At 40.6% G+C, this 25,029-nt stretch carries 19 protein-coding genes and 2 pseudogenes; 8 read left to right on the plus strand and 13 right to left on the minus strand.

Annotated features, from left to right (window positions below):
* The 3 genes from I8752_RS28690 to I8752_RS28700 all read right to left on the minus strand — a co-directional run.
* The coding region (locus I8752_RS28690) for an AAA-like domain-containing protein (protein ID WP_225895973.1) at window positions 1-2,224 on the minus strand (2,224 nt) is incomplete at its 3' end.
* Window positions 2,225-2,287: 63 nt separating this feature from the next.
* Complete coding sequence (locus I8752_RS28695; protein WP_214435619.1) at window positions 2,288-2,914, minus strand: type I restriction endonuclease; 627 nt, start codon at window positions 2,912-2,914, stop codon at window positions 2,288-2,290.
* A gap of 68 nt (window positions 2,915-2,982) precedes the next feature.
* Window positions 2,983-4,599, minus strand: coding sequence for an AAA-like domain-containing protein (locus tag I8752_RS28700; RefSeq protein WP_214435620.1), 1,617 nt, complete (start codon window positions 4,597-4,599; stop codon window positions 2,983-2,985).
* A gap of 503 nt (window positions 4,600-5,102) precedes the next feature.
* Here I8752_RS28700 and I8752_RS28705 point away from each other — a divergent pair.
* The 3 genes from I8752_RS28705 to dtd all read left to right on the plus strand — a co-directional run bounded on the left by I8752_RS28705 (window position 5,103) and on the right by dtd (window position 9,642).
* The gene (locus I8752_RS28705; protein ID WP_214435621.1) at window positions 5,103-7,484 is read left to right on the plus strand and encodes a phosphoketolase family protein; all 2,382 of its coding nucleotides are present in this window, start codon (window positions 5,103-5,105) and stop codon (window positions 7,482-7,484) included.
* A gap of 139 nt (window positions 7,485-7,623) precedes the next feature.
* Window positions 7,624-8,841: an ABC transporter permease gene (locus tag I8752_RS28710; RefSeq protein ID WP_214435622.1), complete on the plus strand. Its 1,218-nt coding sequence runs from the start codon at window positions 7,624-7,626 to the stop codon at window positions 8,839-8,841.
* A gap of 348 nt (window positions 8,842-9,189) precedes the next feature.
* Complete coding sequence (gene dtd, locus I8752_RS28715) at window positions 9,190-9,642, plus strand: D-aminoacyl-tRNA deacylase (RefSeq protein WP_214435623.1); 453 nt, start codon at window positions 9,190-9,192, stop codon at window positions 9,640-9,642.
* A gap of 457 nt (window positions 9,643-10,099) precedes the next feature.
* Here dtd and I8752_RS28720 read toward each other — a convergent pair whose 3' ends face one another.
* The 7 genes and pseudogenes from I8752_RS28720 to trxA all read right to left on the minus strand — a co-directional run bounded on the left by I8752_RS28720 (window position 10,100) and on the right by trxA (window position 15,089).
* Window positions 10,100-11,701 (minus strand): alkaline phosphatase D family protein, encoded by a 1,602-nt coding sequence (locus I8752_RS28720; RefSeq protein WP_214435624.1) that lies wholly within the window; start codon window positions 11,699-11,701, stop codon window positions 10,100-10,102.
* A 248-nt stretch (window positions 11,702-11,949) separates the two neighbouring features.
* Complete coding sequence (locus I8752_RS28725; protein WP_214435625.1) at window positions 11,950-12,795, minus strand: hypothetical protein; 846 nt, start codon at window positions 12,793-12,795, stop codon at window positions 11,950-11,952.
* Between the two features lie 116 nt (window positions 12,796-12,911).
* Complete coding sequence (locus tag I8752_RS28730) at window positions 12,912-13,283, minus strand: hypothetical protein (RefSeq protein WP_214435626.1); 372 nt, start codon at window positions 13,281-13,283, stop codon at window positions 12,912-12,914.
* Between the two features lie 24 nt (window positions 13,284-13,307).
* The gene (locus I8752_RS38215) at window positions 13,308-13,436 is read right to left on the minus strand and encodes a hypothetical protein (protein WP_263986465.1); all 129 of its coding nucleotides are present in this window, start codon (window positions 13,434-13,436) and stop codon (window positions 13,308-13,310) included.
* Between the two features lie 3 nt (window positions 13,437-13,439).
* Window positions 13,440-14,096 (minus strand): annotated as a pseudogene (locus tag I8752_RS28735) (AAA family ATPase); the annotation flags it as partial.
* Between the two features lie 272 nt (window positions 14,097-14,368).
* Window positions 14,369-14,681: pseudogene (locus I8752_RS37700) on the minus strand (AAA family ATPase); the annotation flags it as partial.
* A 90-nt stretch (window positions 14,682-14,771) separates the two neighbouring features.
* The gene (gene trxA, locus I8752_RS28740; protein WP_214435627.1) at window positions 14,772-15,089 is read right to left on the minus strand and encodes a thioredoxin; all 318 of its coding nucleotides are present in this window, start codon (window positions 15,087-15,089) and stop codon (window positions 14,772-14,774) included.
* Window positions 15,090-15,431: 342 nt separating this feature from the next.
* On the opposite strand from trxA, the gene fabG reads away from it, so the two are divergent.
* The 4 genes from fabG (at window position 15,432) to I8752_RS28760 (ending at window position 20,556) form a co-directional block, all read left to right on the plus strand.
* On the plus strand, window positions 15,432-16,199 hold the full coding sequence (gene fabG / locus I8752_RS28745) for a 3-oxoacyl-[acyl-carrier-protein] reductase (RefSeq protein WP_214435628.1): 768 nt from the start codon (window positions 15,432-15,434) through the stop codon (window positions 16,197-16,199).
* Between the two features lie 267 nt (window positions 16,200-16,466).
* Complete coding sequence (locus I8752_RS28750) at window positions 16,467-18,905, plus strand: hypothetical protein (protein ID WP_214435629.1); 2,439 nt, start codon at window positions 16,467-16,469, stop codon at window positions 18,903-18,905.
* Window positions 18,906-18,909: 4 nt separating this feature from the next.
* Window positions 18,910-19,170, plus strand: coding sequence for a hypothetical protein (locus I8752_RS28755; RefSeq protein WP_214435630.1), 261 nt, complete (start codon window positions 18,910-18,912; stop codon window positions 19,168-19,170).
* Between the two features lie 528 nt (window positions 19,171-19,698).
* Window positions 19,699-20,556 carry a TIR domain-containing protein gene (locus I8752_RS28760; RefSeq protein WP_214435631.1) on the plus strand — a complete coding sequence of 286 codons (858 nt, stop codon included), beginning with the start codon at window positions 19,699-19,701 and terminating at the stop codon, window positions 20,554-20,556.
* An 85-nt stretch (window positions 20,557-20,641) separates the two neighbouring features.
* Here I8752_RS28760 and I8752_RS28765 read toward each other — a convergent pair whose 3' ends face one another.
* The 3 genes from I8752_RS28765 to I8752_RS28775 form a co-directional block, all read right to left on the minus strand.
* Window positions 20,642-21,109, minus strand: coding sequence for a hypothetical protein (locus I8752_RS28765; protein WP_214435632.1), 468 nt, complete (start codon window positions 21,107-21,109; stop codon window positions 20,642-20,644).
* Between the two features lie 57 nt (window positions 21,110-21,166).
* Window positions 21,167-21,709: an NUDIX hydrolase gene (locus I8752_RS28770; protein ID WP_214435633.1), complete on the minus strand. Its 543-nt coding sequence runs from the start codon at window positions 21,707-21,709 to the stop codon at window positions 21,167-21,169.
* A 254-nt stretch (window positions 21,710-21,963) separates the two neighbouring features.
* The gene (locus I8752_RS28775) at window positions 21,964-23,043 is read right to left on the minus strand and encodes an MraY family glycosyltransferase (protein ID WP_214435634.1); all 1,080 of its coding nucleotides are present in this window, start codon (window positions 23,041-23,043) and stop codon (window positions 21,964-21,966) included.
* A gap of 158 nt (window positions 23,044-23,201) precedes the next feature.
* On the opposite strand from I8752_RS28775, the gene groL reads away from it, so the two are divergent.
* On the plus strand, window positions 23,202-24,872 hold the full coding sequence (groL, locus tag I8752_RS28780; RefSeq protein WP_214435635.1) for a chaperonin GroEL: 1,671 nt from the start codon (window positions 23,202-23,204) through the stop codon (window positions 24,870-24,872).
* Window positions 24,873-25,029 lie beyond the last annotated feature (157 nt).

Consider the following 25,029-nt stretch of genomic DNA (forward strand, 5'->3'; position numbering starts at 1 on the left):
GTCCCCTGAGAGTGGTAATTACTTTGTGCGTGTCCAGATTCCACAATTTGATTGTGTTGTCACTACTGGCGGAAGCTAAAGTTTTGCCATCCGGGCTGAAGACGACGCTATAGACCGAATTGCTATGTCCCCTGAGAGTGGTAATTACTTTGTGCGTGTCCAGATTCCACAATTTGATTGTCTTGTCAGCACTGGCGGAAGCTAAAGTTTTGCCATCCGGGCTGAAGACGACCCAGTAGACCGCTTCGCTATGCTCCCTGAGAGTGGCAATTACTTTGCCCGTGTCCAGATTCCACAATTTGATTGTCTTGTCAAGACTGGCGGAAGCTAAAATTTTGCCATCTGGGCTGAAGACGACGCTATAGACCTTATCGCTATGCCCCCTGAGAGTGGTAATTACTTTGCCCGTGTCCAGATTCCACAATTTGATTGTCTTGTCAACACTGGCGGAAGCTAAAGTTTTGCCATCCGGGCTGAAGACGACGCTGGAGACCGTATCGCCATGCCCTTCCAGGCGATTTTGTTCACGAATGTTAGTACTAGATAGAATTTTCTGTAAACTAAACAAAGGGCTGTATGCTGGATAGTCTACTAAAAATTGTTTATCCTTGACCAGACTTTTTAATGTTTCTGCCGTCTCCATTGCTAACAGCAAAGCATCAAATTCCCTGGAAGTCTCAAACAGCTGTAACGCATTTGTTCCGTCTTGTTCTAATCGCGTAGCCGTTAAAGCAACTTTTCTGGCTGCATTTGCTATTCGTGCTTGCCCTAATTGATATTGAGCAAATATTAATGACGCAACTGCCCCCACCAGAGCCAAACCTAGCACCACTGAACCAATACGAATCCGTTGATTAGCTTTGTGGTTTGCCTCTGCTAGTACCTGCCTTGCCTGTTCCTCTACCTCCAGCCGTTTCTGCACATCGCGCTTTTCCAACTCTTGGCTAGCAGCTAAAAACTGATAATCTAAGTCGCTTAAACTTTTACCGACTGCCCATTCTTGGGCATCTTGCAAAGTCTTTCCCCGCAACAAGCGCGACTCATCTTGACGTTCCGACTCAACCCAAGCATTCAACGCCCCAGAGTAAGGACGCAACTTTGCTAAAATTTTCTCACTCCATTCCTGCTTAAACACCTCTGCGTAAATCCGGTTATAAATTCGCAGCTTTCCCTCCCGCTTCACCACCAACCCCGTCAGCCGCAGTTCCGTTTGTTCGGGACTGTCATCAGCTGCTATCTCTCCCTGCTGCGAAATTTGCTGACACAACCCCAACAATCGCCCAGTCCGCTGTTCCCCACTCTGCATGATTCTGTCACGAATCGTCTTCAAATGCTCCGGCTCGTCTTGCGCTTCCCAATTCTCAATAATTCGCCTTCTTACTACCCCTGCCACCCAGTCCTCAATTTGGGATTTCTCTTCGTCTCCACAAGACGCGAGAAATCGCATCTCTACAAGGCATTCCTTAATTAACAACTTACAAACTTTTTGTGTCAAAAACGGCTGTCCCCCTGTCCAGTCCAGCACCACCCGCATCAACTCTTGAGAATCGCCCACTTCTGTTAATCCCTGTGCCAAGGGTTGCGCCTCTTGAAGTTGAAAGCCGGTTAAATCAATTGCCCGTCCAATATTAAAAGGTGTGCGGCGTTTGTCTTGAATCAAATCTGAAGGCGTAGACACCCCAATCAAAGCAAAGGTGAGATGATGATAATCAGGATGGTCAGCGCGTCGGTTGTAGCAATCCCGAATCACAGCAAAAAAGTCATCCAAGTTGAAAGAAAGGCTGAGAATACTATCTATTTCATCAATAAAAATAACTATCTTTGCAGTAATTATTTTGAGTAAAATCGTTTCAATAAACTTGCTCAACCGTTGCACTGGTGACAGCAACCCGTTCTCAGTCCACCAAGTATCTAAATCAAACTCATTGTAAATATTAAAACTCCCCACCAGCGTATCAATTACCCCCGCGTACCATTGTTCTGGGGTAATATCAGCCGTCCCAATTGCCGTAATATCAATAGCAGCACAAGCAAACCCTTCTTCTTGCAACTGCTGCATCACCTGCACCCGCAAACTAGATTTTCCCATCTGCCGGGAGTTGAGAACATAACAAAACTCCCCAGCTTTCAAGCCTTCATAAAAATCATAGTCAGCTTGCCTTCTAACATAAGTTGGCGCATCTTGGGGCAGACTACCCCCGACTTGATACTGATACTGCGTCATAGGGGCTGGGGACTGGGGATTGGTGATTGGGGATTGGGGACTAGGAAAGACATTAATTACGAATTACGAATTACGAATTAAATCAGCTAGGCGCTTTAAAACTTTGACAACAGTATGTAAGTCATCTCCACGATTAAGTGACAGCGTGTAAGACAATGCATATCTTGGAGTATCTTGTTTCGTCAACTTAATAAATTGAAATTCCCGACCGTTGGTTACAAAACCATACATAGGTTTTTCAGTGTCGGGATTGTCCAACATATAAGCTAATGCTTGAGGAATTGCTACTTCCAATGAATATTGCGCTCGTTTTGCCTCAATAACTAGAACCCAAAACGGAGGATGGAAAACTAAGATGTCAATACGTCCTCGAATAATTGTGCCTTCGTCAAGTGAAGAGATTTCTACCTCTTGTTCTGAAGCAATGTAGAAAGGCGGTTGATAAAAACCTGCTAAACGTAATAGTGGGGATAGCACTACCATTTTGACTACAGGTTCTAAAATTGGATACCGCGATAGATGCAAATATTCTGCCTTGACTTCGTTGAGAGATTGTTTTTCTAAGTCAGTAAACTCAGGTAAATCATGTCGCCACTCCAAGAAAAATTCTTCTTCATCTGCAAGTTGTAGGTTAAATTGCTCGATAAGTTCGGCTAAGGCGATATCTTTTGCTTGAATAACTTGAACCATGAATTTATACCTTTTTACTTGAATAGTGGTTGAAAATAAAAGTCCTTCATACCTCCTAATGTAATTTCTTAATTTTCAATTCCCAGGCGATCGCAAAAATATTGTCTATACAAATCGCACAAAGGTATCACATCATTACCCTGAAACTTCACTAACCCCATACTCCGGAGTTTAAACGCCTCAGTAGTTCCTACATCAACAGCACAATCTGCTGTCACCACTTGTTTTATGGCATCTAGTAATTCTGCATCTGTTTGCAAATTCAACCAATGGCGGCGCAGATGGTCGCTGTAAGGCCCTTCCTCAGTTGCAGCGATTTGCTGTAGTTTCGGGAATGTTATTCTATTACGGGCAATTTCATAAAGCGCCACCCTTACTAAATAAGGATGACCATCTACTAACTTTCTCAACTCCTCCACTTGCGAATCAGACCAATTAATTCCGTGACGCTTTACCAAATCCATCACTTGTATTTGATTCAAGTCTGGTAATTCAATTGGTAAACCCACATTAAAAGGCGACTGATTAATATTAAGTGGAATATAAACTTCTTTAGAATGTACAATTAATAACCGAAGATTTTTCCAAGTTGCTTGATTTTTTGACTGCTCGTGCCAAGCTCGTAACAATCCAAAAAAATCAGCAGCAATTATCGGATGTTTGAAGACTTCATCCACTTCATCCAAACCCAAAACTATGGGAGTATTTATTGCGGGTAACAAATACCGTTGAAAGTAATTTGTACATTTATTCTTACTACCCACAACGCCTTTCCAATAGTCATCTAACTTATCTGGTAAATTCAGTTCATAAGTAATGCTGGCACAGAACCACTGCAAGAACCGATCTATGCTACTGAGAAATTCTGCATCTGCTAACTGAAAATTCAAAGATGCAGTTTGATAGCCTTTTTGACTAGCATAGCTAAGAACCCGCGACATCAACGAGGTTTTGCCCATTTGCCGAGGAGCTTTAATCCGAATTAAAGCACCGGGTTGGAGAATAGTTTCATAACAGTCTATTTCAATCGGCGATCGCTCAACGTAAAATCGAGATTCTAGAGGTACTTGTCCCTCTGGATTCTCTAAGGATACTGGTACTGCTGATGTTGTTTGGCTATCTCGAACTAAATTCCTACTTTTCAATACTGGTGTCGAATATTCGGGAATGTTTTCTATGTCAATGGCACTACAGCCAAACTCGTATGCATCCTCATAGGATCTACCAGCGCCTAGCGCATCATAAAAGCCGACAGCAAACTTAATGGCTGCTCTATCTCCCAACGCTTGATTCATTCCGACAACGCAATTAATATGTTGGTAAATTGCCTCAGCCTGCACTTCGCTATAGCAGGCATTCAATAACACACACTCAATCTTGTCTTTAAATAACTTAAATAGCCTTGCCAGCGATTCTGTGTTTACCAGCTGCATTTGCCCTGTATTATCTTCCAAGGCTAAACCTTCATCCCCTGCACCATGTCCGCAAAAGTGGACAATTTGCGGTTCGCGATCTAAAAGTGCCCGACGCAAATCGTCAGTACGTACTGCTAATTTAGTGATAATTTCAAACTTGTCTCTGCTTTTAGAGCGTTCCAACCCATCCTGAATTTCCCTTACTTCCTCATTCAAGCGCAGCTGGTTTGTATTCGTAGGATTAGCCGATACAATTAGGATTTTTTTCACAACGCTATCAATTATTAACACAGGCTTATTACCTAGACGTAGTTTACTACAGTACATCTCTGGTAAATTACTGTTAAATCACCGCTTTTATCGGAGAAATCAATAATTGTAACTCGAACGCAAATGTAAATATATTGTTACAATCAGGCTTTTTTTGTTTATCAACTATGGTTTATGACCTCTATCACCAGAAATATTTATCAATTTCAAATTGTTGATTATTCTCAAAAAATTGCCAGATTATTATCTGAATTTGGAGAATAAAAATAATCGAAAAAATTACTCAGGATCATACTAAGTCTATTATTCTCTTCCCCACTTGATTATTCGCGTATATTTGAGATTTGTTTAATTGGAGATTAAAGTAAACCTAAGAAATAGTTAATAATGATTATTTAAAATTACTACTGGAATTTGTCATGAGTAAGATGCACCATCACCCATAGAGGATTAAACTGTCATACTAATGAATTAGTGCAAATTATTTTGTAATGGAGTTTGATATGACTTTAGCAAGTCCTCCACAAACAAAGCCTTTAGCAGATGAAGAATTGCAAAAGATAAACGCCTACTGGCGTGCAGCTAATTATCTTTCTGTAGGGCAAATATATCTCCTCGATAATCCACTTTTAAGAGAACCACTGAAGCTAGAACATGTCAAACCCCGATTGCTAGGTCACTGGGGAACAACACCAGGACTGAACTTCATCTATGTTCATCTCAACAGGGTAATCAAAAAGTATGACCTGAACGCTATATATATTGCCGGGCCTGGTCATGGAGGCCCTGGATTGGTAGCTAATACTTACCTAGAAGGCACTTACAGCAAGTACTATCCCAACATCTCTGAAGATGCTGAAGGCATAAAAAAACTTTTCAAACAGTTCTCTTTCCCAGGTGGTATTCCTAGTCACGCCGCACCGGAAACCCCTGGTTCTATTCATGAAGGTGGCGAACTCGGTTATGCCCTCGTCCACGCCTACGGTGCGGCTTTCGATAATCCTGACTTAATAGTTGCTGCTGTTGTTGGTGATGGCGAAGCTGAAACAGGTGCTTTAGCTACTAGCTGGCACTCTAATAAGTTTCTCAATCCTGTCCGAGATGGGGCTGTACTTCCGATTTTGCATCTGAATGGGTATAAAATTGCTAACCCTACGTTACTTTCACGGTTAAGTCATGAAGAAATAGAAAGCCTATTTGTTGGCTATGGTTACAAACCTTACTTTGTGGAAGGTTCGGAACCCGCAGATGTTCACCAGCAGATGGCAGCAACTTTAGATACAGTCATCTCAGAAATCCAATCCATCCAACGAGAAGCCCGCGTACATGGTTTCAGCCAACGTCCGCAATGGCCGATGATTGTAATGCGAACCCCTAAAGGTTGGACAGGCCCCAAGGAAGTAGATGGGAAAAAGACTGAGGGTTTCTGGCGATCGCATCAAGTTCCTTTCGGGAATCTATCTCACCAGCCAGAACACCTCAAACTCTTAGAAGAGTGGATGAAGAGTTACAAACCAGAAGAACTCTTCGACGCTAACGGCAAGCTGATGCCCGAACTAGCAGAACTCGCACCCAAAGGACATCGACGTATGGGTGACAATCCCCATACTAATGGCGGTATCCTGCTACAAGACTTGAAGATGCCAAACTTCCAGGATTATGCCGTAGATATTCCCCAACCGGGTAAGGTTCAAGCCGAAGCTACCAAAGTAACAGCCAAACTTCTACGAGATGTCTTCAAACTTAATGAAGAAAGTCGTAACTTCCGGATGTTCGGCCCCGACGAAACTCAATCAAATCGCTTAGATGCTGTGTTTGAAGTTACAGACCGGACTTGGGTTGCGCCAATCCTCCCAGAAGACGAACACCTCTCGCCTGATGGTCGAGTAATGGAAATTCTTAGTGAAACTAGTTGTCAAGGTTGGTTAGAAGGATACTTACTTACAGGTCGTCACGGATTCTTCTCCTGCTATGAAGCTTTCATCCATATAGTGGATTCCATGTTCAACCAACATGCTAAGTGGCTCAAAACTACCCTTGATATTCCTTGGCGCAGACCAATAGCTTCCCTCAACTACTTGCTAACTTCGCACGTTTGGCGACAAGATCACAACGGCTTCTCTCACCAAGACCCCGGTTTTATCGACCATGTAATAAACAAAAAAGGAGAAATCATTCGGGTGTATCTTCCCCCCGATGCCAACACTTTGTTGTCGGTGACAGACCATTGTTTAAGAAGCCGCCACTATGTCAATGTCATCGTTGCGGGTAAGCAACCTGCATTACAATACCTTGATATGGACACTGCCATAAAACACTGCACCAAAGGCCTCAGTATTTGGGAATGGGCAAGCACTGACCAAGGTAGCGAACCAGATGTAGTAATGGCTTGTGCTGGGGATGTTCCCACTTTAGAAACCTTAGCTGCTGTAGACATCTTGCGCCAGCACTTCCCTGAGTTGAAAGTGCGGGTGGTGAACGTTGTAGATTTGATGAGATTACAGCCCAACACCGAACATCCTCATGGTTTGAGCATCAAAGACTTCGACACAATTTTTACCACCGATAAACCGATCATCTTTGCTTTTCATGGCTATCCCTGGTTGATTCATCGCTTGACTTATCGCCATACCAACCACCAAAACCTACATGTGCGCGGCTACAAAGAAGAAGGAACCACCACCACCCCCTTTGATATGGTTGTTCTTAACGACCTCGATCGCTTCCACCTTGTCATGGATGTAATCGATCGCGTGCCCAAACTAGGTTATAAAGCAGCTTATGTTAAGCAACACTTACAAGATAAGCTAATCGAACATAGACAATACATCGATAAGTATGGCGAAGATATGCCAGAAATTCGTGATTGGAAGTGGCCGTATTGAGGAAGTAGGGGGATGAGGGAGATGAGGGAGATGAGGGAGATGAGGGAGATGAGGGAGATAATTCTTCACTTCTACATCCTGACAACTGACTATTGTACAGATGCGATTAATCGCGTCTCTATGACAACTGACAATTAGTATGAATTTTTTAGAAAGTGTCAAAATGGCAGGGAAAACTCTGCTATCAAATAAGTTGCGTAGCGCCCTGACGATGCTGGGGATAGTCATAGGTAACGCCTCGGTGATTGCCATGATTGGCATTGGTGAAGGGGGGCAAAAGTACGTCTCTGGACAGTTGGAGTCTCTAGGCCCAAACGTACTATTTGTGATTCCAGGTAATCGGGAAGTTCAACGCGTTTCTAGAGACTTGCCGAAAACTTTAATTTTAGAAGATGCTGAAGCGATCGCAACTCAAGTACCAACAGTAGCGGCTGTCACAGCAGAATTAAACGGTAGACAGGTAATTACCTACCGTAACAAAAATGCTACTGTCAACATCGTTGGTACAACTCCTAGCTTCTTAGTGGTGCGGGACTTTGAAATTGATAAAGGGCGGTTTTTCACCGACGTAGATATGAAGCGCAGCAACCAAGTTGTTGTGCTAGGTGCAAAATTGGCAGAAAGACTTTTTGGTAATAATAACCCTACAGGGCAACAGTTACGAATTAAAAATGCCAGCTTTCGGGTGATTGGGGTATTAACAGCCAAAGGCTCAAATTTGGGTGTCGATTATGATGATGCGGTCTTAATGCCTGTAATCACAACAGCAAACCGAATTGTCGGGCGAACTTCTCCCTATGGACTGGAGTTAACTTACATTGTTGCTTCGGCAAAGAATTCCGATAGCGTAGATGCGGCACAGTTTCAAATTACTAATTTGCTACGCCTGCGGCATAAACTTACTGGAGAAGATGATTTTACCATCAATACTCAAAAAGATGCTTTACAAACTGTTGGTCAAATCACAGGTGCATTGACAATTATGCTAGCGGCGATCGCCGGGATATCATTGTTTGTCGGCGGCATTGGTATTATGAATATCATGCTGGTTTCTGTCACCGAACGCACCCAAGAAATCGGATTGCGAAAAGCGATCGGGGCAACTGAGCAAGATATTTTGTTACAGTTCATGATTGAAGCGGTGATTGTTTCGGCAATTGGTGGCTTAGTTGGGACTGCGGTTGGTGTTGGCGGTATTTTCTTGGTAGCAGCCTTAACTCCCTTAGAAGCGGGAATTTCACCTTTGGCAATTGCTACGGCTGTTGGTGTTTCCGGTGGTATTGGTTTATTTTTTGGTGTCGTTCCGGCGCGTCGCGCTGCTAAACTCGACCCAATTGTTGCTTTAAGAAGTGCTTAGTACAGGATTTCATTATTCGCAGCAAATGAAATTTGCCAGTAACCTGCAATGCCAATGCATCCCGATGCAATGCTAATGTATCCCAATGCAATGTGAATGCATTCCGATGCAATGTGAATGCATTCCGATACAATGCCAATGCATCCCGATGCAATGTGAATGTATTCCGATGCAATGTGAATGCATCGCCTGACAATGCCAATGCATCCCGATGCATTTAGAGCGATCGCATTTATTCTAAGTAGGTAGACATAATTAAATGTAAAATGCCAATCGGTGAAACGCTGTCATAAGCTGGCATTTACCTCCTGCCTCCAGCATAGCTGCCTTCTACTTATCTAAACTCTTATGCGTGTTGTCATCCAGCGAGTTAAATCATCACAAGTCACCGTGGGAGGTGAAATCATCGGCAAAATTGGAAGGGGACTTAACTTACTCGTAGGCATTGCCGAGACTGATACCGAAGTTGAACTCGACTGGATGGCGCGTAAGTGTCTAGAATTGCGGCTATTTCCCGACGAACAAGGAGACGAACGTTGGCAAAAATCCGTCCAAGAAATTGCTGGTGAGTTGTTGGTAATTAGTCAGTTTACGCTTTACGGCGACTGTCGCAAAGGCCGCCGTCCCTCTTTCGATCGTTCGGCTGCCCCCCAATTAGCAGAAGATTTGTATAACAGCTTTGTTATCAAGTTGCGAACTAGCGGTTTGCGCGTGGAAACAGGTCAATTTGGTGCGATGATGCAAGTCGCAATCGACAACGATGGCCCTGTGACTTTGTTACTAGAGCGGGAAGCAAATTAGCTATCCTCAGAGGATGTTTGAAAAGTGGTTAGCTGTGATTTTAGACACTTATTGATCCCCCCACTACCCACGCCAGTCGCTCTACTTGGGGAGACCCCCTTCGGGTGAATCCTTCGGATACACATATCTTGCACCAAGCGACTGAAGTCGCGGCTACACAGACAAAACCCCTTCGGGTGACGCTCCTGCGTCGCTAACGCTGCGCTAACGCCAGTTGCCTGATGCCACTTTCCTCAACGGGGGGAACCCCCGCACGGAAGTGGCTCCGGAGGGAAACCCTCCCCGAAGTCGCCTCAACGGGGGGAACCCCCGCACGGCGCTTCTCTCCGCAGCACTGGACTCACCGCCTGCGCGTTCTCGACTCCATAGTTGTACTGTGCTTAATCCTAATGCGAATCCACTTTCACTATCTAATACCAGTGTTGGGTGGATAGGAGAAGAATCAAATAGAAGTTCTTTACTTTTCAGGTGGTAAATCCACGCTGTAAAGAGTTTTTCCTACCAAATTACGCAATGTTACTGTCATCACTTTTGTATAACTATCAATTTTGACAGTACCAAAGAATTGCAAACCTTCGCTTGGCGGTCGATTTGCTTTCGTACCTGGAGGTAAGCTTTGAAATACTAGTTGCGGCCCAAAGGTGTTATCTAATTGATTTGGCCCAAATGTGCCAGCGTTCAGAGGCCCAGCAACAAACTCCCAGAAAGGCTTGAAATCCTTAAACTGCGCTTTAGCAGGATCGTAATAGTGGGCTGCTGCGTAATGTACGTCGGCAGTTAACCAAACAACATTCTGAATATTCTTGTTTTTGATAAATCTGAGTAAATCTGCAAGTTCTAGTTCTCTTCCTAAAGTTGGGCCATTTCCATTAGCCCAAGCTTCAAAGTTAGTGCTACCATCTGGAACTATCAATCCCAAGGGCATATCGCTAGCAATTACTTTCCACGTCGCCTTTGATGACAGCAGTTGTCTTTTCAGCCATTGCACTTGTTTTCTACTCAAAAAATCTGTTTGTTTGCTTGGTACTGGCTGATTATTAGGGCTATTTGCCCCGCGATAAGTGCGCTCATCAAGCATGAAAATATCTAATAATGAACTATAGGCAAAAGAGCGATAAATTCTAGTTTTATCTGGATTATCGGTTGTATAGGCAATAGGCACATATTCTAAAAACGCTTGCCTTGACCTTTGTGCTAACAAGTTAACATCCTTAACTGTATAGCGATCGTCATTCTGGATAATTTGCCCAGGATACCAGTTGTTTCTAGTTTCGTGGTCGTCCCACTGTGCCAATATGGGAACTTCAGCGTTAAAACGTTTAACATTTTCATCCAGTAAATTGTAGATATAGTTACCACGAAATTCTTTAAGAGTTTCCGCTACTTTTGATTTTTCTGGTGTAGTGATGTTTTTCCAAATAGTGCCGTCATCTAAAGTTACTTGTGATTGAATGGGGCCATCAGCATAAATATTGTCGCCGGAATGAATGAAAAAGTCGGGATGAAGTTGGCGCATAGTTTCGTAAATCTTCATGCCACCAAAATCGGGATTGATACCCCATCCTTGACCGACAGTATCTCCACCCCAAGTAAAGAATATATCTCGTCCAGCTATAGGGGGAGTTCGGAAAGTTCCCTTTACAGGAACGCTATAAATATTCTGATAATTTAAATCTTGGAAAATCACCCGATAAAATATTTGTTGGTTTGGAGGTAGGTTCTGAAGATTGAGTCTAGCTGTAAAGTCGCTAGTTGCTAAAGCAGGTGGCCCGAAAACACGCTGCACGTTACGAAAAGATTCATTTGTAGAATATTCCACCAACATTTTGGCAGGGCGATCGCTGCGACTCCAAACGATCGCATTATCATTTGAAATATCTCCACAGGCTACGCCATAAGGTGTGCCCGGACGCATTTTTTCGGAGGTGATAATTGCAGGTGCTTGGGCAAAAACTTGTGATTTGGAAACAAGATTTGTGGAAATAATTCCACCTGCTGTAACAGCTGAACGTAGTAAAAATTGGCGGCGGTTTAGCTTCAATGGGGAGTTGGATTCCATATTAATTAATGTTAAGCTCAAACTAAAATATTACAAAATAGGTGTTTACCATATTTGGCAATGGCGATAAGTAAAGCTTGAGTTATCAAAAAATTAATAAAAGGTTATATCGCTTCGAGAATTTTATAGTAATTGTAAGGGCGAACGTAACAGCGCCCCTATCCGTATACCTCATTTACCTGAAAAACGCTTCAAAGAAGTTGTGTATTTATGGCTTTCAAGTTTCAGAAAAAATACTTTAAAAATCACTAACGATTGTTTAGTCGTCTTTTTGCTACTTCTTTTGGGTAGTCTCCTAACCATTTAGATTTAGGATTGATCTCAAAAAGTGTAGCTTCTAACATTGCCAAAAAAAGATTTTTGCGTCGTAAGTTTTGTTTGCGGTAAATTATCGCTTGTTGTTCTAGATTCCTGTAGGCGAACCACGAAACGTCAGTTGAAACGGTTATACCTAAATTAGTAACTATTTGCTGGCGAAATCCCAAATGATTTTGCAATAGTTCATTTAGATTAAGATTAGGTTCGTAGGTTCTTACATGTTTAGAGTTACGCCACATGTAAGGGATTCCATCATGGCGTTCGACTTCGCGATTCATCACAGCTACTACCCAATCTTGCTGTAAAAGACTGAAAACACAGCAATTAATTGCAATTGCCTCTCCAGTTTTCTGAAAAATCTGATTAATTTCAGCAAAACAATATTCTTGTGGATGGGCAAAACACCGTGTAAATCCAGTATTTAAATCAACTTTATAGTCCATCAAATGAACAAAACCAAGAGATTCTAAAGTAGTAGTTTGTTGCTGTAACCAACTTAAATCTAGCTGTGGGTACTCTGCTAGTATTGCTACTTTAAATTGCCATTCGTTTGGTGTTGCTTGAAGTAAGTGCAATTTTAAATTGGATAAAAACCAAAGCAACGGAAATACCACTAAGGCAATAACTATTATGAAACTGATGATATCTGGCAAACTCAGCAGATTGGTCAATTTCCAACCATTACTAGCTAAAAGATATGAAAATAAAGTTAAACCCAAAAGTATATAGCTGGCTACCGCAGCCCAAAATGTTTGTATTCCTTTACTCAGCTTCATAGCTGTACTTCTGTAAGACTCACACTCGGTTAGAGTACCCAGAGAAGAAGCAGCGATAACAATCTAAAAAATACTTAATAAAGTTATGGAAATAATATGGCGATCGCAATTATCGCTCAAGGTTTTTTCATTCTTCGTCGAGGAATAGGCGCTGGAGTAGCTGATTCATAAGCCTTCAGTCCCTCATCACCTGTGAAAATTTCGACTTGGAATGTGTTGCTAGTTTTAGCGTAATATTCTGCTACAGACTTAATTGTGGCATCTCCAATAGAAATCTTTCTAGATGCTAGAGGCGGCCATTCACTAGCTAACTGTTTCAATTGTTCTGAATTCCAAAGTTCATCCATTTGAGTTTCAAAAACTCCCCAAGGTATTACCTTATCTGCTACTTTCACTAAAATTTCAGCGAAAGCTTGAGCCATTTCATATCGTATAGAGTTAGCTTGTGCAATGTGATTACCAGTTTCTATAATTGTCGCTAATGGCAAGATAAAATTTGCGCCTTGTCTTTCTTATTCTTGAAAACGAGCTTCAACTCTTTTCTTATCCCATTTATCATTGTCAGAACCACAAGTATCTTTACCAGGAACACCCAAATAGACGCAGAGTATTGATGTATCAATAATCAGAATCTTTCTCATACTTTATTTTTGCTCGGAAAGACTCTTTTCGATTGCGCCTTTAGTTGCTAGTTTTCCCAAAGTACCTGATGCTAGTAAAAGAGGGAGATTTTCAATATCTTCTAAAAGAGTAAGCTTGCTTTCTCCAGTTTCAGAGTCGCGGTGTGCGACGACTACAAATGGTACTATTTCAGGCCCTAAAGCATCAAGTAAAGCTGGGTTATGAGTAGTAAGTAAAATATCAATTTTTCTTTTCGTACCAATTTCTCGCAATATTCTTACTAGTAATTCTGCACGAGAAGGATGTAGACTGTTATCTATTTCTTCAATTACAATTTGGCTACCTTCTGGACGAGTTAGTAGTGCCGTAAGAATTGCGATAAAGCGCAAAGTTCCATCTGACATGCTTCTAGCATCAATTTCTGTAATGTGTCCATGCTTCCATTGTTCTTGGCAATAAAGCATCGCATCAGTACCAAATCTGCCAACTTTTTCTGCCCAGACTTTTTGAATATCACCTTCTGGTAAATCTTTTATATAACAAGATAAAGTTGATTCGACTTCAGCTTTTTGTTCACTATCCAATGCTGCTAGCACACCAGCAATATTTGAACCATCACTTTCTAAATTTTCAGATAGATGTGAATAATTTCGCATTTTATAAGGAACTATATTGAGAACTAAAACATTTTGGATTGTTGGTAAAAGAATATTGTTAATTATGTTCAGAGTATTCGCTTTTAAAAAATTCAATTGATATGATTCTTTTTCTGATAGTTTATCAAAAATATTAGATTCAATAAAATTTAAGGTTAATCCATCGATAATACTGCGATTCAACAATTAATTTTTTGTGTAAAATTTATTATTTGTTAATCCAAATTCTATAGGAAAATATTGATTATTCTCTTTGCAAACGGTTACTTTATCTCTAAAATTTTGCATTATTGGTTTTGTTTGTAATGTGATACTATAAAGATAATCTGCTTCATCATCATTACCTGCAACTAATACCTTTAACGTAAACTCATTTTCACCATTTCTTGTAGCCCACTCTACACCACCGCGAATAGAGGAAAGTGTTTTATCGCCTGCTAAAGCTGCTTCAGTATTCTCACCTCTAACTACTCTTTGTATAAACTCCAAAGCTTCAACTACATTAGATTTGCCGCTGGCATTCGTCCCAATAAGAACAGTTAATGGGTCAAGTGGAAGTTCTGCATAACGGAAACTTTTCCAGTTTTCAAGGATGAGTTGCTTTAACATGACCCACTCCAAAAATATACGTTGAGTGTTTAACAACTTTACATTTACTAATAGAGACGTGAAATTTCACGTCTCTACACTTAACACTTCTTAAACCAAAGCTTTGAGATGTTGTACTAACTGTCCTGCTTGCATGACTCCCTCAATCCGATCTACAGGCTGACCTTGCTTAAATAGCACTAGCGTTGGAAGTGCGTAAATTTGGTATTGACTGGCTAATTCTGTATATTTCTCCGTATCAATTTTGACGATACGCAAACGGTCTTTCAGTTGGGCGTTAACTTGCTCTAAAATCGGAACCATCATTTGACAAGGGCCGCACCATTCCGCATAAAAATCTACCAACACAGGTACATCAGAACCAGATAGCATTTCTTCAAAGCTATTGAATTGTTTTTTAGTAGCCATATGACACACACCTATTTTCTTTTGATTGATTTCAATAGTAATGCGTGCTTCTTAGAATCGGTATAACCTCATTTTGTTTTTATTGTTGCTAAATTTCTCGCCTTATCTTAAAGGTGTAGATAGAGCAACACAAATATTTTTAGTTACGCTAAGGTAAAAGATTGGAGAAATTTTGCCATCTTCATCTTTATTCACATAGTTATGTTTATTGTGTCTTTCTATTTATATTTTTAAATTTGACAGGCTTATTAAGAAAAACTTAAATTCAAAATCATATAAGTTCGAGGTACGAATCACCATAAGATAATTAGCGCGGTTACTCAAAACGCTAAGGAAAAGTTTATGGCAGTTTCAAATGAAAATTTGCAAAAGTTGCAAGGGCAAGTAGCAATAGTTACGGGTGCTTCACGAGGAATAGGCAAAGCGATCGCACTACAATTAGCCACAGAAGGAGCCAATGTAGTAGTCAATTATGCCAGTTCCAGTGCTGCTGCTGACAACGTAGTAGCAGAAATTACCGCATCCGGAGGTCAAGCGATCGCCCTACAAGCAGACGTTTCTAAAGCCGAGCAAGTAGAAACACTACTTAACACCGTCATAGAAAAGTTTAAGCGCATTGATATTTTAGTAAATAATGCAGGTATTACTCGCGACACACTTTTGTTACGAATGAAGCCAGAAGATTGGCAAGCTGTAATCGACCTCAATCTTACGGGTGTCTTTTTATGTACGCGTGCCGCCAGTAAAGTCATGCTCAAGCAACGTTATGGGCGGATAATCAACATTACCTCTGTTGCCGGGTTAATGGGTAACCCAGGCCAAGCAAACTATAGCGCTGCTAAAGCAGGTGTTATCGGGTTTACAAAAACCATTGCTAAAGAATTAGCTTCTCGTGGCATTACTGTTAACGCTGTCGCCCCTGGTTTTATCGCCACTGACATGACCAGCAACCTCAACAATACCGAAGATATTCTTAAATACATCCCCCTAGGTCGCTATGGTCAACCAGAAGAAGTCGCTGGTATGGTGCGCTTCCTCGCGGCCGATCCCGCCGCCGCTTATATTACCGGACAAGTCTTTAACGTCGATGGCGGCATGGTAATGGCTTAGAGAGTGCTGAGGCAGTCAGCGCTGTGCTGAGAGAATTCTGAGCGGCGCAAGCCGCCGCTTAGGACTAGTATGCCAAAATATAAGGATTTGGTATTGTGAAGCGATCGCTTTATGCAACCACTATTACACACTTGTCAGTAGTAGGTAATGGCTGATAATGCAGACGGGGATGTATTATATCAGAATTTGTTCACTAATTTGGGGAAATGGTATAACATGACTGTCAATATACAACAACCCCAGTCTAGAAGCACGAAATAGATTCCTGTGACCAAAATTCTATTTGATGAATCCCATAATGAGTTACTGCGATCGCAAGTTAACGATAACGATGATGTAGATACTTATAGCGAATTACACAAAATTCTAACTGAAGAACTCAAATATGAAGTATTGCCTCCAGTCACTTCTGAAACAGCCACCCTGACAAAACAAATTTTTGATGGAGAAGAACAAGCAGATATACTTGTTTTAGCAGCTCCTATTCAAGACTTCACAACTGACGAAGTAGAAGCAATTACCTACTTCGTGAGATCGGGAAAATCTCTGCTGATTGCCAATAACTACTTTTCTCTTCACCCACGGGAACACCTGCGTAGCATTAACGAATTACTAGAACCTTTTGGACTTCATGCTCAACAATTAGTCAGCTATCCACACGAAAAAGTGTCAAGCTTTTTGCCACATTATCTGAGTTCAGGAGTCCATCGACTTGCTATTAAAGACCCTTCATATTTCAAGCTATTAAATGATGTCCCTCAAATAATTGCTACCTTACCTGAGACTGGTAAGTCTTTCTTAACCGCAGTTGACAATAAACCTGGTCGAGTAGTTGCAGTAGGAGATTTTTCACTTTTTGGAGATTCTTGTATCCAAGAAGATGATAATAAACTATTGGCTATTAAAATTTTTCGTTGGTTAGGATATGACAATTTTATTGATTTTGGTAAGTCTTATATAAATCCTAAAATTATTTATGGTAACAAAGAAGTATTTTCAGTTAACTTAATTAACTCATATTCACAGAAACGGTTAGAAGGTATCCGCTGCTTATTAGAGTCAGATTCTGTTGCCTTGATTGAGAATCCATCCCAAGAAGTACGTCCCCTTGTAGTTGATGAAGATTGTCATATCAAGTGGATTGTTGAACCTAGAGAACTTGGTTTTCAAAGCCTCAAACTCAAGGTAGACTTTCCACAAGATTTAAATCACTTATTCCTCGTACTTGACCCCGTTGTTCAGTTTAATTGTGTACCAGATGCCGAATTTTCTTTAGTTTTTCGGGATAGTCAAGGGAAAGAACTACAGATAGTTGAAACTGGTGTTCCATTCAATGTACAAGCAGTAGCGCGTTGGAACCCAAATGCAAGACAAGTTCCTTTAAAATTAGCATTAGACTGTCATTTAGCTCCAATTACCATTGAGCAAACTGAGGCAGATCGTTGGCGTTTGACTGCTCTGGATGCAGGAACATGGACAATAAAATTAACAATTAAAGAAACCAACCAAGAGGTAAAGCAACCGCTCATTGTTAAATCATCCCCTCAGTTTCAAATAGCAAAAATTGAGCGTGATATTGTTTCAAGCTTGGCTGCCAAAGTACATCATCAAATTTCACAGATACTACCAGAATTTGATGTAGATGCGATTAAGCAAATACCATTTATACTTTTAACACCAGAAGATTTTGTTCGCAAAATATACCTGCAAGATATACAAGAGCGTCTTTTAGAAGCTCTTCATGCAGCCAAAAGCGAAACTCAAGAATTTACTCCTTTAGTCGATGAGTTACTTTTATACATTGCTCCTGTTTACTCACCGCAGCATGGCTGTTGCATTCCTTACGATCCAAAACTAGCAGCTTATTTAATTGAGAAATATCCGTTACGCGAAAAGAACCTAGCCTACAACTTTCTTTGCGTAGAAGGACATGATTTATATGGTCAGACTTGGTTAGAAGGTAATATTGCTGCACTTCTACTACATGAAAAGTATGGTCATGGTTTCTTTTACACCCAAACTAAATTAGGTCGCCAACTATCAATTCTTTACCGTCATGGCTTACTTCGCAAAATAGATGCCGATCATTTGCGAGATCCTTATCTGCGTTCCCGGCATCAAGAGTACGGGCAAGTCATCGAGATGCTAAACCATAGCGCCCTTCTGCTGAATGAGGGTTTTGCTACATGGATTGAGTTAATTGGTTTACAACGCTTGTCAGGGATTTTTGAGCAAACTGTTCATCGACGTAAAGAGTTTCTATTTGAAGATACACAATTACAAATTTTAGTTTCGCGTAGTAAATACTTTGAGCATTTTAATCCGGGGCCTGGTTCAAAATATCAATTAGGGTATGAACGCCTCAAAGGTATCCAGAGCTTTTTTAGCTACTTAGATCAAAATTTTGGTATTCAGTGTGCTGTACAAGCAATGACTAAAGCTGCTGATGTTAATTTTGGCATTAGTGAACAAGATGGACAAATCCAATTCCAATTAAAAGCAAATCAAATTTGGGAACTGCTTATGGATGACCGTAAAGACTATGAAGCTGGTGCTGATAGACGTATAAGACGCATATGGAGATTACTGAAAGATTACAGTGAGCAGTGTCAAAAGCATTTAGTTTCATTTCAAGATCGGCGTGCGTATTTACACCCAGACTCGTCTGTGGTAAATAATTTAATAAAGGAAAAACTAGGATGGTAAGCCAATGCCACATCCAGATGAAACAAGTTTGATAAGAGACTTAGAAGATAATTTTGGCGATGAAGTAGTACAACAGTTCAAGAATTGTATTCAATATGCAAAATTTTGGAGACAATATCAAAATTTACAACAAGGTTCTAGTGATGCATTTAGTAATGTTATGAATAATTCGGGTTGTAATGCAAACCTCACTCGTATTACAGACGAAATCATGCGTAAGCGTGCTTTTAATTGTCTTAATTATTACAAAAAATACCGTACCTGAAGTTGCTGTAGACTACATACACAAATAGCGACTAAGCTTCCAAGCAGATATGCTATTTTAAAGTAGCTGGTTTTTCTGTAAAAATTTTATAAACCTCTAAAATTTTTCGCATTTATGCATAGAGTGCGGTATTTGGCAAACAAAATATAAATAATCAGAGAATAATCATAGCAACTATCCCGATTTACTTAACATATTACGGCAGCAACGAAAAATGATTTCGTAAACTGTATTGAATATGCAAAAAATTGGCTGAGAACGTATGGGTTACAAGCTGTTTCTGACGATGTTTTTAGTAATTTTATAAATAGTTGTAATGCAAATTTAGTGGCAAACTTCTCACATAACCCAAATTTACTTAGTCGCACTCAAGCTTGTCTTAATTACTATCGTACTTGAGGATAATTAAAACTGTATATGTATAGTTGCTAATAACTCAAAATATTGATACTAGTTAGAGACTATTTATTTTTTTACTAGAGATCTGATGGCTTTGTATTGTTTGCATTTATGTATGAGGTGAGGTATTTGACAAAATCTAAAAACTCGGAAAATAATGACGGTAACTACTCAGATTTACTTGAGATTTTACGAGAAAAGCAAAAGATACGCTTGGGTAATTTTAAGTCAGGCGAATACCTTACCTTAGAATATAACATTGAAGAAGCTAATCCACAGCCTGAACCATTAATAGTAATACCAACATCATCTGATTCAATCGGTGATATTTCTTCTGATGCTAATACAAACCCATTACCCGAATCAGCAATATTTATATCTCCATCATATAATTCAAAAGATGATATTGGTGTTAATTCTTATTTTAACAGTACAAATCAAGAACGCTCAGATGCTTTTTTAAATAAAGAGAGTAAAGTTTTTTCAAAAGTATTTATTAGCTACAGTCATGACTCTGAAGAACATAAGAAACGTGTAAAAGAACTTTCCGAACGCTTAAATAAAATTGATGGAATTAAGTGTGTTCTTGACCAAGATGTAGTTAAACTTGAGTATAAATGGCCTCGTTGGATGAGTGAAAAAATTGAAGAAGCGGATTTTGTTATTATAATTTGTACCAAGCAATATAAAGAACGAGCCTATAAAAAGAGAGGAAGTGGTGTTTATATGGAAGCAAGCTTAATTGAAACACTACTTAGTTATGATTCTAATTACAACAAGTTTTTATCAGTTATCTTTTCTGAAAAAGGTACTGATATTAGGGTATATATCCCTACTTTTCTTCTTGGCTTAAATGTTCATATACTTGATGTGACAAATGATAAAAGCTACGAAGCGGAGTTTCAACAGCTTTGTGATCGGATCAAGTATCAACCTTCAGAATCGAGACAAAAACTTGATGAGCGTGGTATATCTCCACCTGAATAACTTCCCTAAAATTATTTTATTCTTAAGTTTAAGTTTCAAAAAACAATACCAGTAATTAATTAGGATAACATAATCTAAAAAATTATTATTTACCCAGCAAAATCACCACAGTAATCACAATAATCACCACATAAGGCAGATTTGCCCACGACTTAATAGTACTCATATACATCTGAAATTCTTGCCCCGCAGAGATACGCTCTAGCTTTAAAAAATTGCCCTTTAATTTTTTCATATTTTCTAGGGCTTGTTCATCGAAACCGCATAATAATTCTGTTAGACAGTTAAAGTTAGTACGAAAACGTCTCTCTAAAAACAGGTAATAGATATCTAATAAAGCTAGTAATATCAGAGAGATTATAGCCAGCACAAATAAAGATGAAGTTTTATTAGTAAAACCAAATCCCACTAAAGCAGTCCAGATACTAAAACCTAGTTGTTTGACTGCTAATGAATTGCTAGCCATACGAGTAACGACGGCTTGGAGCATTTCACTTTGTTTTACAAGGTACTCTCGATTTTCTTTTATTAGATTTTGGGTGTTTGGATTCATAGTTGTTATGTAAAAACAAGTTTATCCTTACAAGCTAAAGTTTAAAATTCATTTTCTTTAATATTTTTGTTTATATAAAATATTTTTTAATTTAAAAAAACCTATTTGGCAAGCCGAGTATTCACTTTGATTTAAATACTCGAAAGGATGCCATTCATTTTTGCTGATGGATTCATGATAACTACCATCTTGCTTTGCAATATGTGGTTCTACACCAGTAACATCAGCATAATACATATAGCAAATTTCATTTGTCTGAGTACCAACAATGTACTTCCCTAGAGGTAAAACCTGAACTGGAAAACCAGATTCTTCATAAACTTCTCTAATGGCTGCTGCTTCTGGCGATTCACCTTCATCTAATGCACCAGTAATAGGACAAGGAAAGAGCCTTAACATCCCATTGATTTCTACATTATCAATACAAAGCGGTTGCTGCCTAATTAGAACTTCATATTCTTTAGAGTTAGTGTCATTTTTTCTAAACAAAAAAACTGCAACTGAGTTTTTCCCCTTTCTTTGTAAATAGTAAAATCCTTTAAACGTTTTCTTAACTTCAATCCATTCATTGCTAAAAATAGTCTTGTCAGCGTTTATCATGCTAAACTTATTTGAACTAAATTCTTCATTAATTTATAAATTATGTCATTTTTTGGGATGCTTTTTTTGGCATCAAAACAATTATTTTAATATTATTTTGTTCATTCAAATTTAGTCATCGTTTTTATCCCAACATACTAGATTACAAGGAAAATCGCACTCGTCAATTTATTTTTTCGTGCGATCGCCTACAAGATGTTGTAGGCGATCGCACCCTTGATTCGATATGGAAGTATTTTTGTACTCTATTTGAATTAAACTCCCCTTATTCTCTGCCAGATTGTTAAAGCTAAAAGAATGATGATGCTACTGGCGGTAGCAAGTATGACTGCCAAGGGCATACCTCGCACTGTCATCGCTAGCAAGTTGCAAATTAAGGTAATTGACCATAGGGTGAACGCAGCGTGGCGCTGAGAAAATCCCCAAGCCAGCAAACGGTGGTGTAAGTGATCTTTGCCTGGGGTACTCAGGGGGTTTTTTCCTGCCAATAGCCGCCTAACAAACACTTGAGTGGTGTCTAAGACTGGCAATAACAAAAATAAAACTGTCGGTACTAAGGAAAAGACCGTAGTTATTTGTAGATTACCTAAAATACTAGTTGCAGCCAGTACATAGCCAAAAAAGTATGCTCCGGCATCACCCATAATGATCCGTGAGGGATGGAAGTTGTGGCGCAAAAAGCCCAGTGCTGCACCCCCCAAAGCTGCTAAAACTAAGGTAGCCGCTGCTTTATTGGGAAATTGGGCTGAAACAGCTAACAAACTCATGGCAGTGATAAAACTGACTCCTCCTGCCAATCCATCCATGCCATCCATCAAGTTGACGGCGTTGGTAATGCCTACTACCCACAGTACTGTCAATAACATTGACAAGATGGAATCAATAGGAGTGCCGAAATTAACGGCGATATTGATGCCATTAGCAAAAAGTAACAATGCCGTGACAATCTGTGCCCACAAGCGAACAGAGGGGGGCAAGCCGAACTGGTCGTCAATAAAGCCAACAAGTACTAGGATTGAACCTCCTAGTAAAATAGTCAGCACTTGAGCCAAAACACTTTGTAATTCAATAGGTCTTAAGAGGCTAGCTAGTACCAATGCGGCAATTACTCCCGCATAAATAGCCAAACCTCCTGCATTCGGCAAAGGTTCTCGATTCAGCCGTCGCGCGTTTGGTTGGTCAGCCCAACCTACCCGCAGGGCAAATTTGCGTACTGTGGGAATCAAACGCCACGTAACTAAACAAGCTAAAAGAAACGTAAATACTACTGCCAACCAGCCGGTGCCGCTTGGGTCGGCAATTCCCAGAGATTTAAGGGAGTTGTATAGATTCATCTCCCAATTCAACCATTACTGCCTGTATCCTACATGAGCATCAATAGTATAGTAATCAATTTTTTTTATTTCCATTTATAATCTGAACTGCTTAGGTAATTAGCACTCTTTGCGTGTGAGTGCTAGATTGTCTATTGGAAGCGCTAGAGAGATAAAACATGGCTAAAATTATTTCCTTTGATGAAGAATCGCGGCGGGCGCTAGAACGGGGTGTAAACGCCCTTGCCGATGCTGTGAAAATCACCTTGGGACCGAAAGGACGCAACGTCCTTTTGGAAAAAAAATATGGTGCCCCCCAAATTGTCAATGATGGTATCACTGTTGCCAAAGAAATTGAATTAGAAGATCCTTTAGAAAATACTGGTGCGAGACTCATCCAGGAAGTAGCATCTAAAACTAAGGATGTCGCTGGGGATGGTACTACCACCGCCACGGTTTTAGCACAAGCCTTAATCAGAGAAGGTTTGAAGAACGTGGCAGCTGGTAGCAACCCTGTCAGCTTGAAGCGGGGGATCGACAAAACCATTGACGCATTGGTAGAAGAAATTGCCAAAGCAGCAAAGCCAGTAGAAGGAAGTGCGATCGCACAAGTTGCTACAGTCTCGGCTGGTAACGATGAAGAAGTCGGTCAGATGCTGGCCGAAGCTATGGAGAAAGTCACCAAAGATGGTGTAATCACTGTCGAAGAATCTAAATCCCTGACAACCGAACTAGAAGTAGTCGAAGGGATGCAGATTGACAGAGGTTATATCTCCCCTTACTTCATCACCAACAACGAACGGCAAATTGTCGAATTTGAAAATGCGCGAATCCTGATTACCGACAAAAAAATCAGCAGCATTCAAGATTTAGTGCCAGTCCTAGAAAAAGTTGCCCGTTTGGGTCAACCGTTGCTGATTATTGCTGAAGATGTCGAAGGAGACGCTTTAGCAACTTTGGTAGTCAACAAAGCGCGGGGTGTACTAGCTGTAGCTGCGATTAAAGCACCAGGATTTGGCGATCGCCGTAAAGCTTTGTTACAAGATATTGCAATTCTTACCGATGGACAGATGATTTCTGAAGAAATCGGTCTGAGCTTAGATACGGCTTCTATAGAAGCACTGGGAACTGCCCGTAAGATTGCTATCGACAAGGAAAACACCACTATCGTTGCTGGTAGCACCACCAAACCAGAAGTGCAACAGCGCATCGGACAAATTCGCAGACAGTTAGAAGAAACCGATTCCGAGTACGATAAAGAAAAACTGCAAGAACGCATTGCCAAGCTAGCTGGCGGCGTAGCAGTGATTAAAGTCGGTGCAGCCACCGAAACCGAACTCAAAGACCGCAAGCTGCGAATTGAAGACGCACTCAATGCGACTAAAGCCGCTGTGGAAGAAGGTATCGTTCCTGGTGGGGGAACAACCCTAATTAACTTAACTAGGAAAGTAGAGGCGATTAAAAACAGCCTTGAAGGAGAAGAAAAAATTGGGGCGGATATCGTCAGACGGGCGCTAGAAGCTCCCTTACGTCAAATAGCAGAAAATGCTGGTGATGAAGGTTCTGTAATTATCTCTAAAGTCAAGGAAAGCGATTTTAACATCGGTTACAATGCTGCTACTGGAGAATTTGAAGACTTGATTGCCGCTGGCATTATCGACCCTGCTAAAGTCGTGCGTTCAGCTTTACAAAATGCCGGTTCCATTGCTGGCATGGTTTTAACCACCGAAGCTATTGTTGCGGAAAAACCAGAGAAGAAAGCTGCTGCTGCTCCTGATATGGGCGGCATGGGCGGCATGGGCGGCATGGGCGGTATGGGTGGCATGGGCGGCATGGGTGGTATGTTCTAACCCTGCTTCCCTATGTAAATATTTTGTAAACAGTTTGCCATGGCAAGGCAAACTGTTTTTTTATACCATTGCTGATGCAGAGGTGAGGGAATTGGGGATTGGGGACTAGGGAGACGTAGGGACGCGGGGACGCGGAGACGCGAGGGAGCATGGGGGG

Source organism: Dendronalium phyllosphericum CENA369 (assembly GCF_016056275.1).
GTDB lineage: Bacteria > Cyanobacteriota > Cyanobacteriia > Cyanobacteriales > Nostocaceae > Dendronalium > Dendronalium phyllosphericum.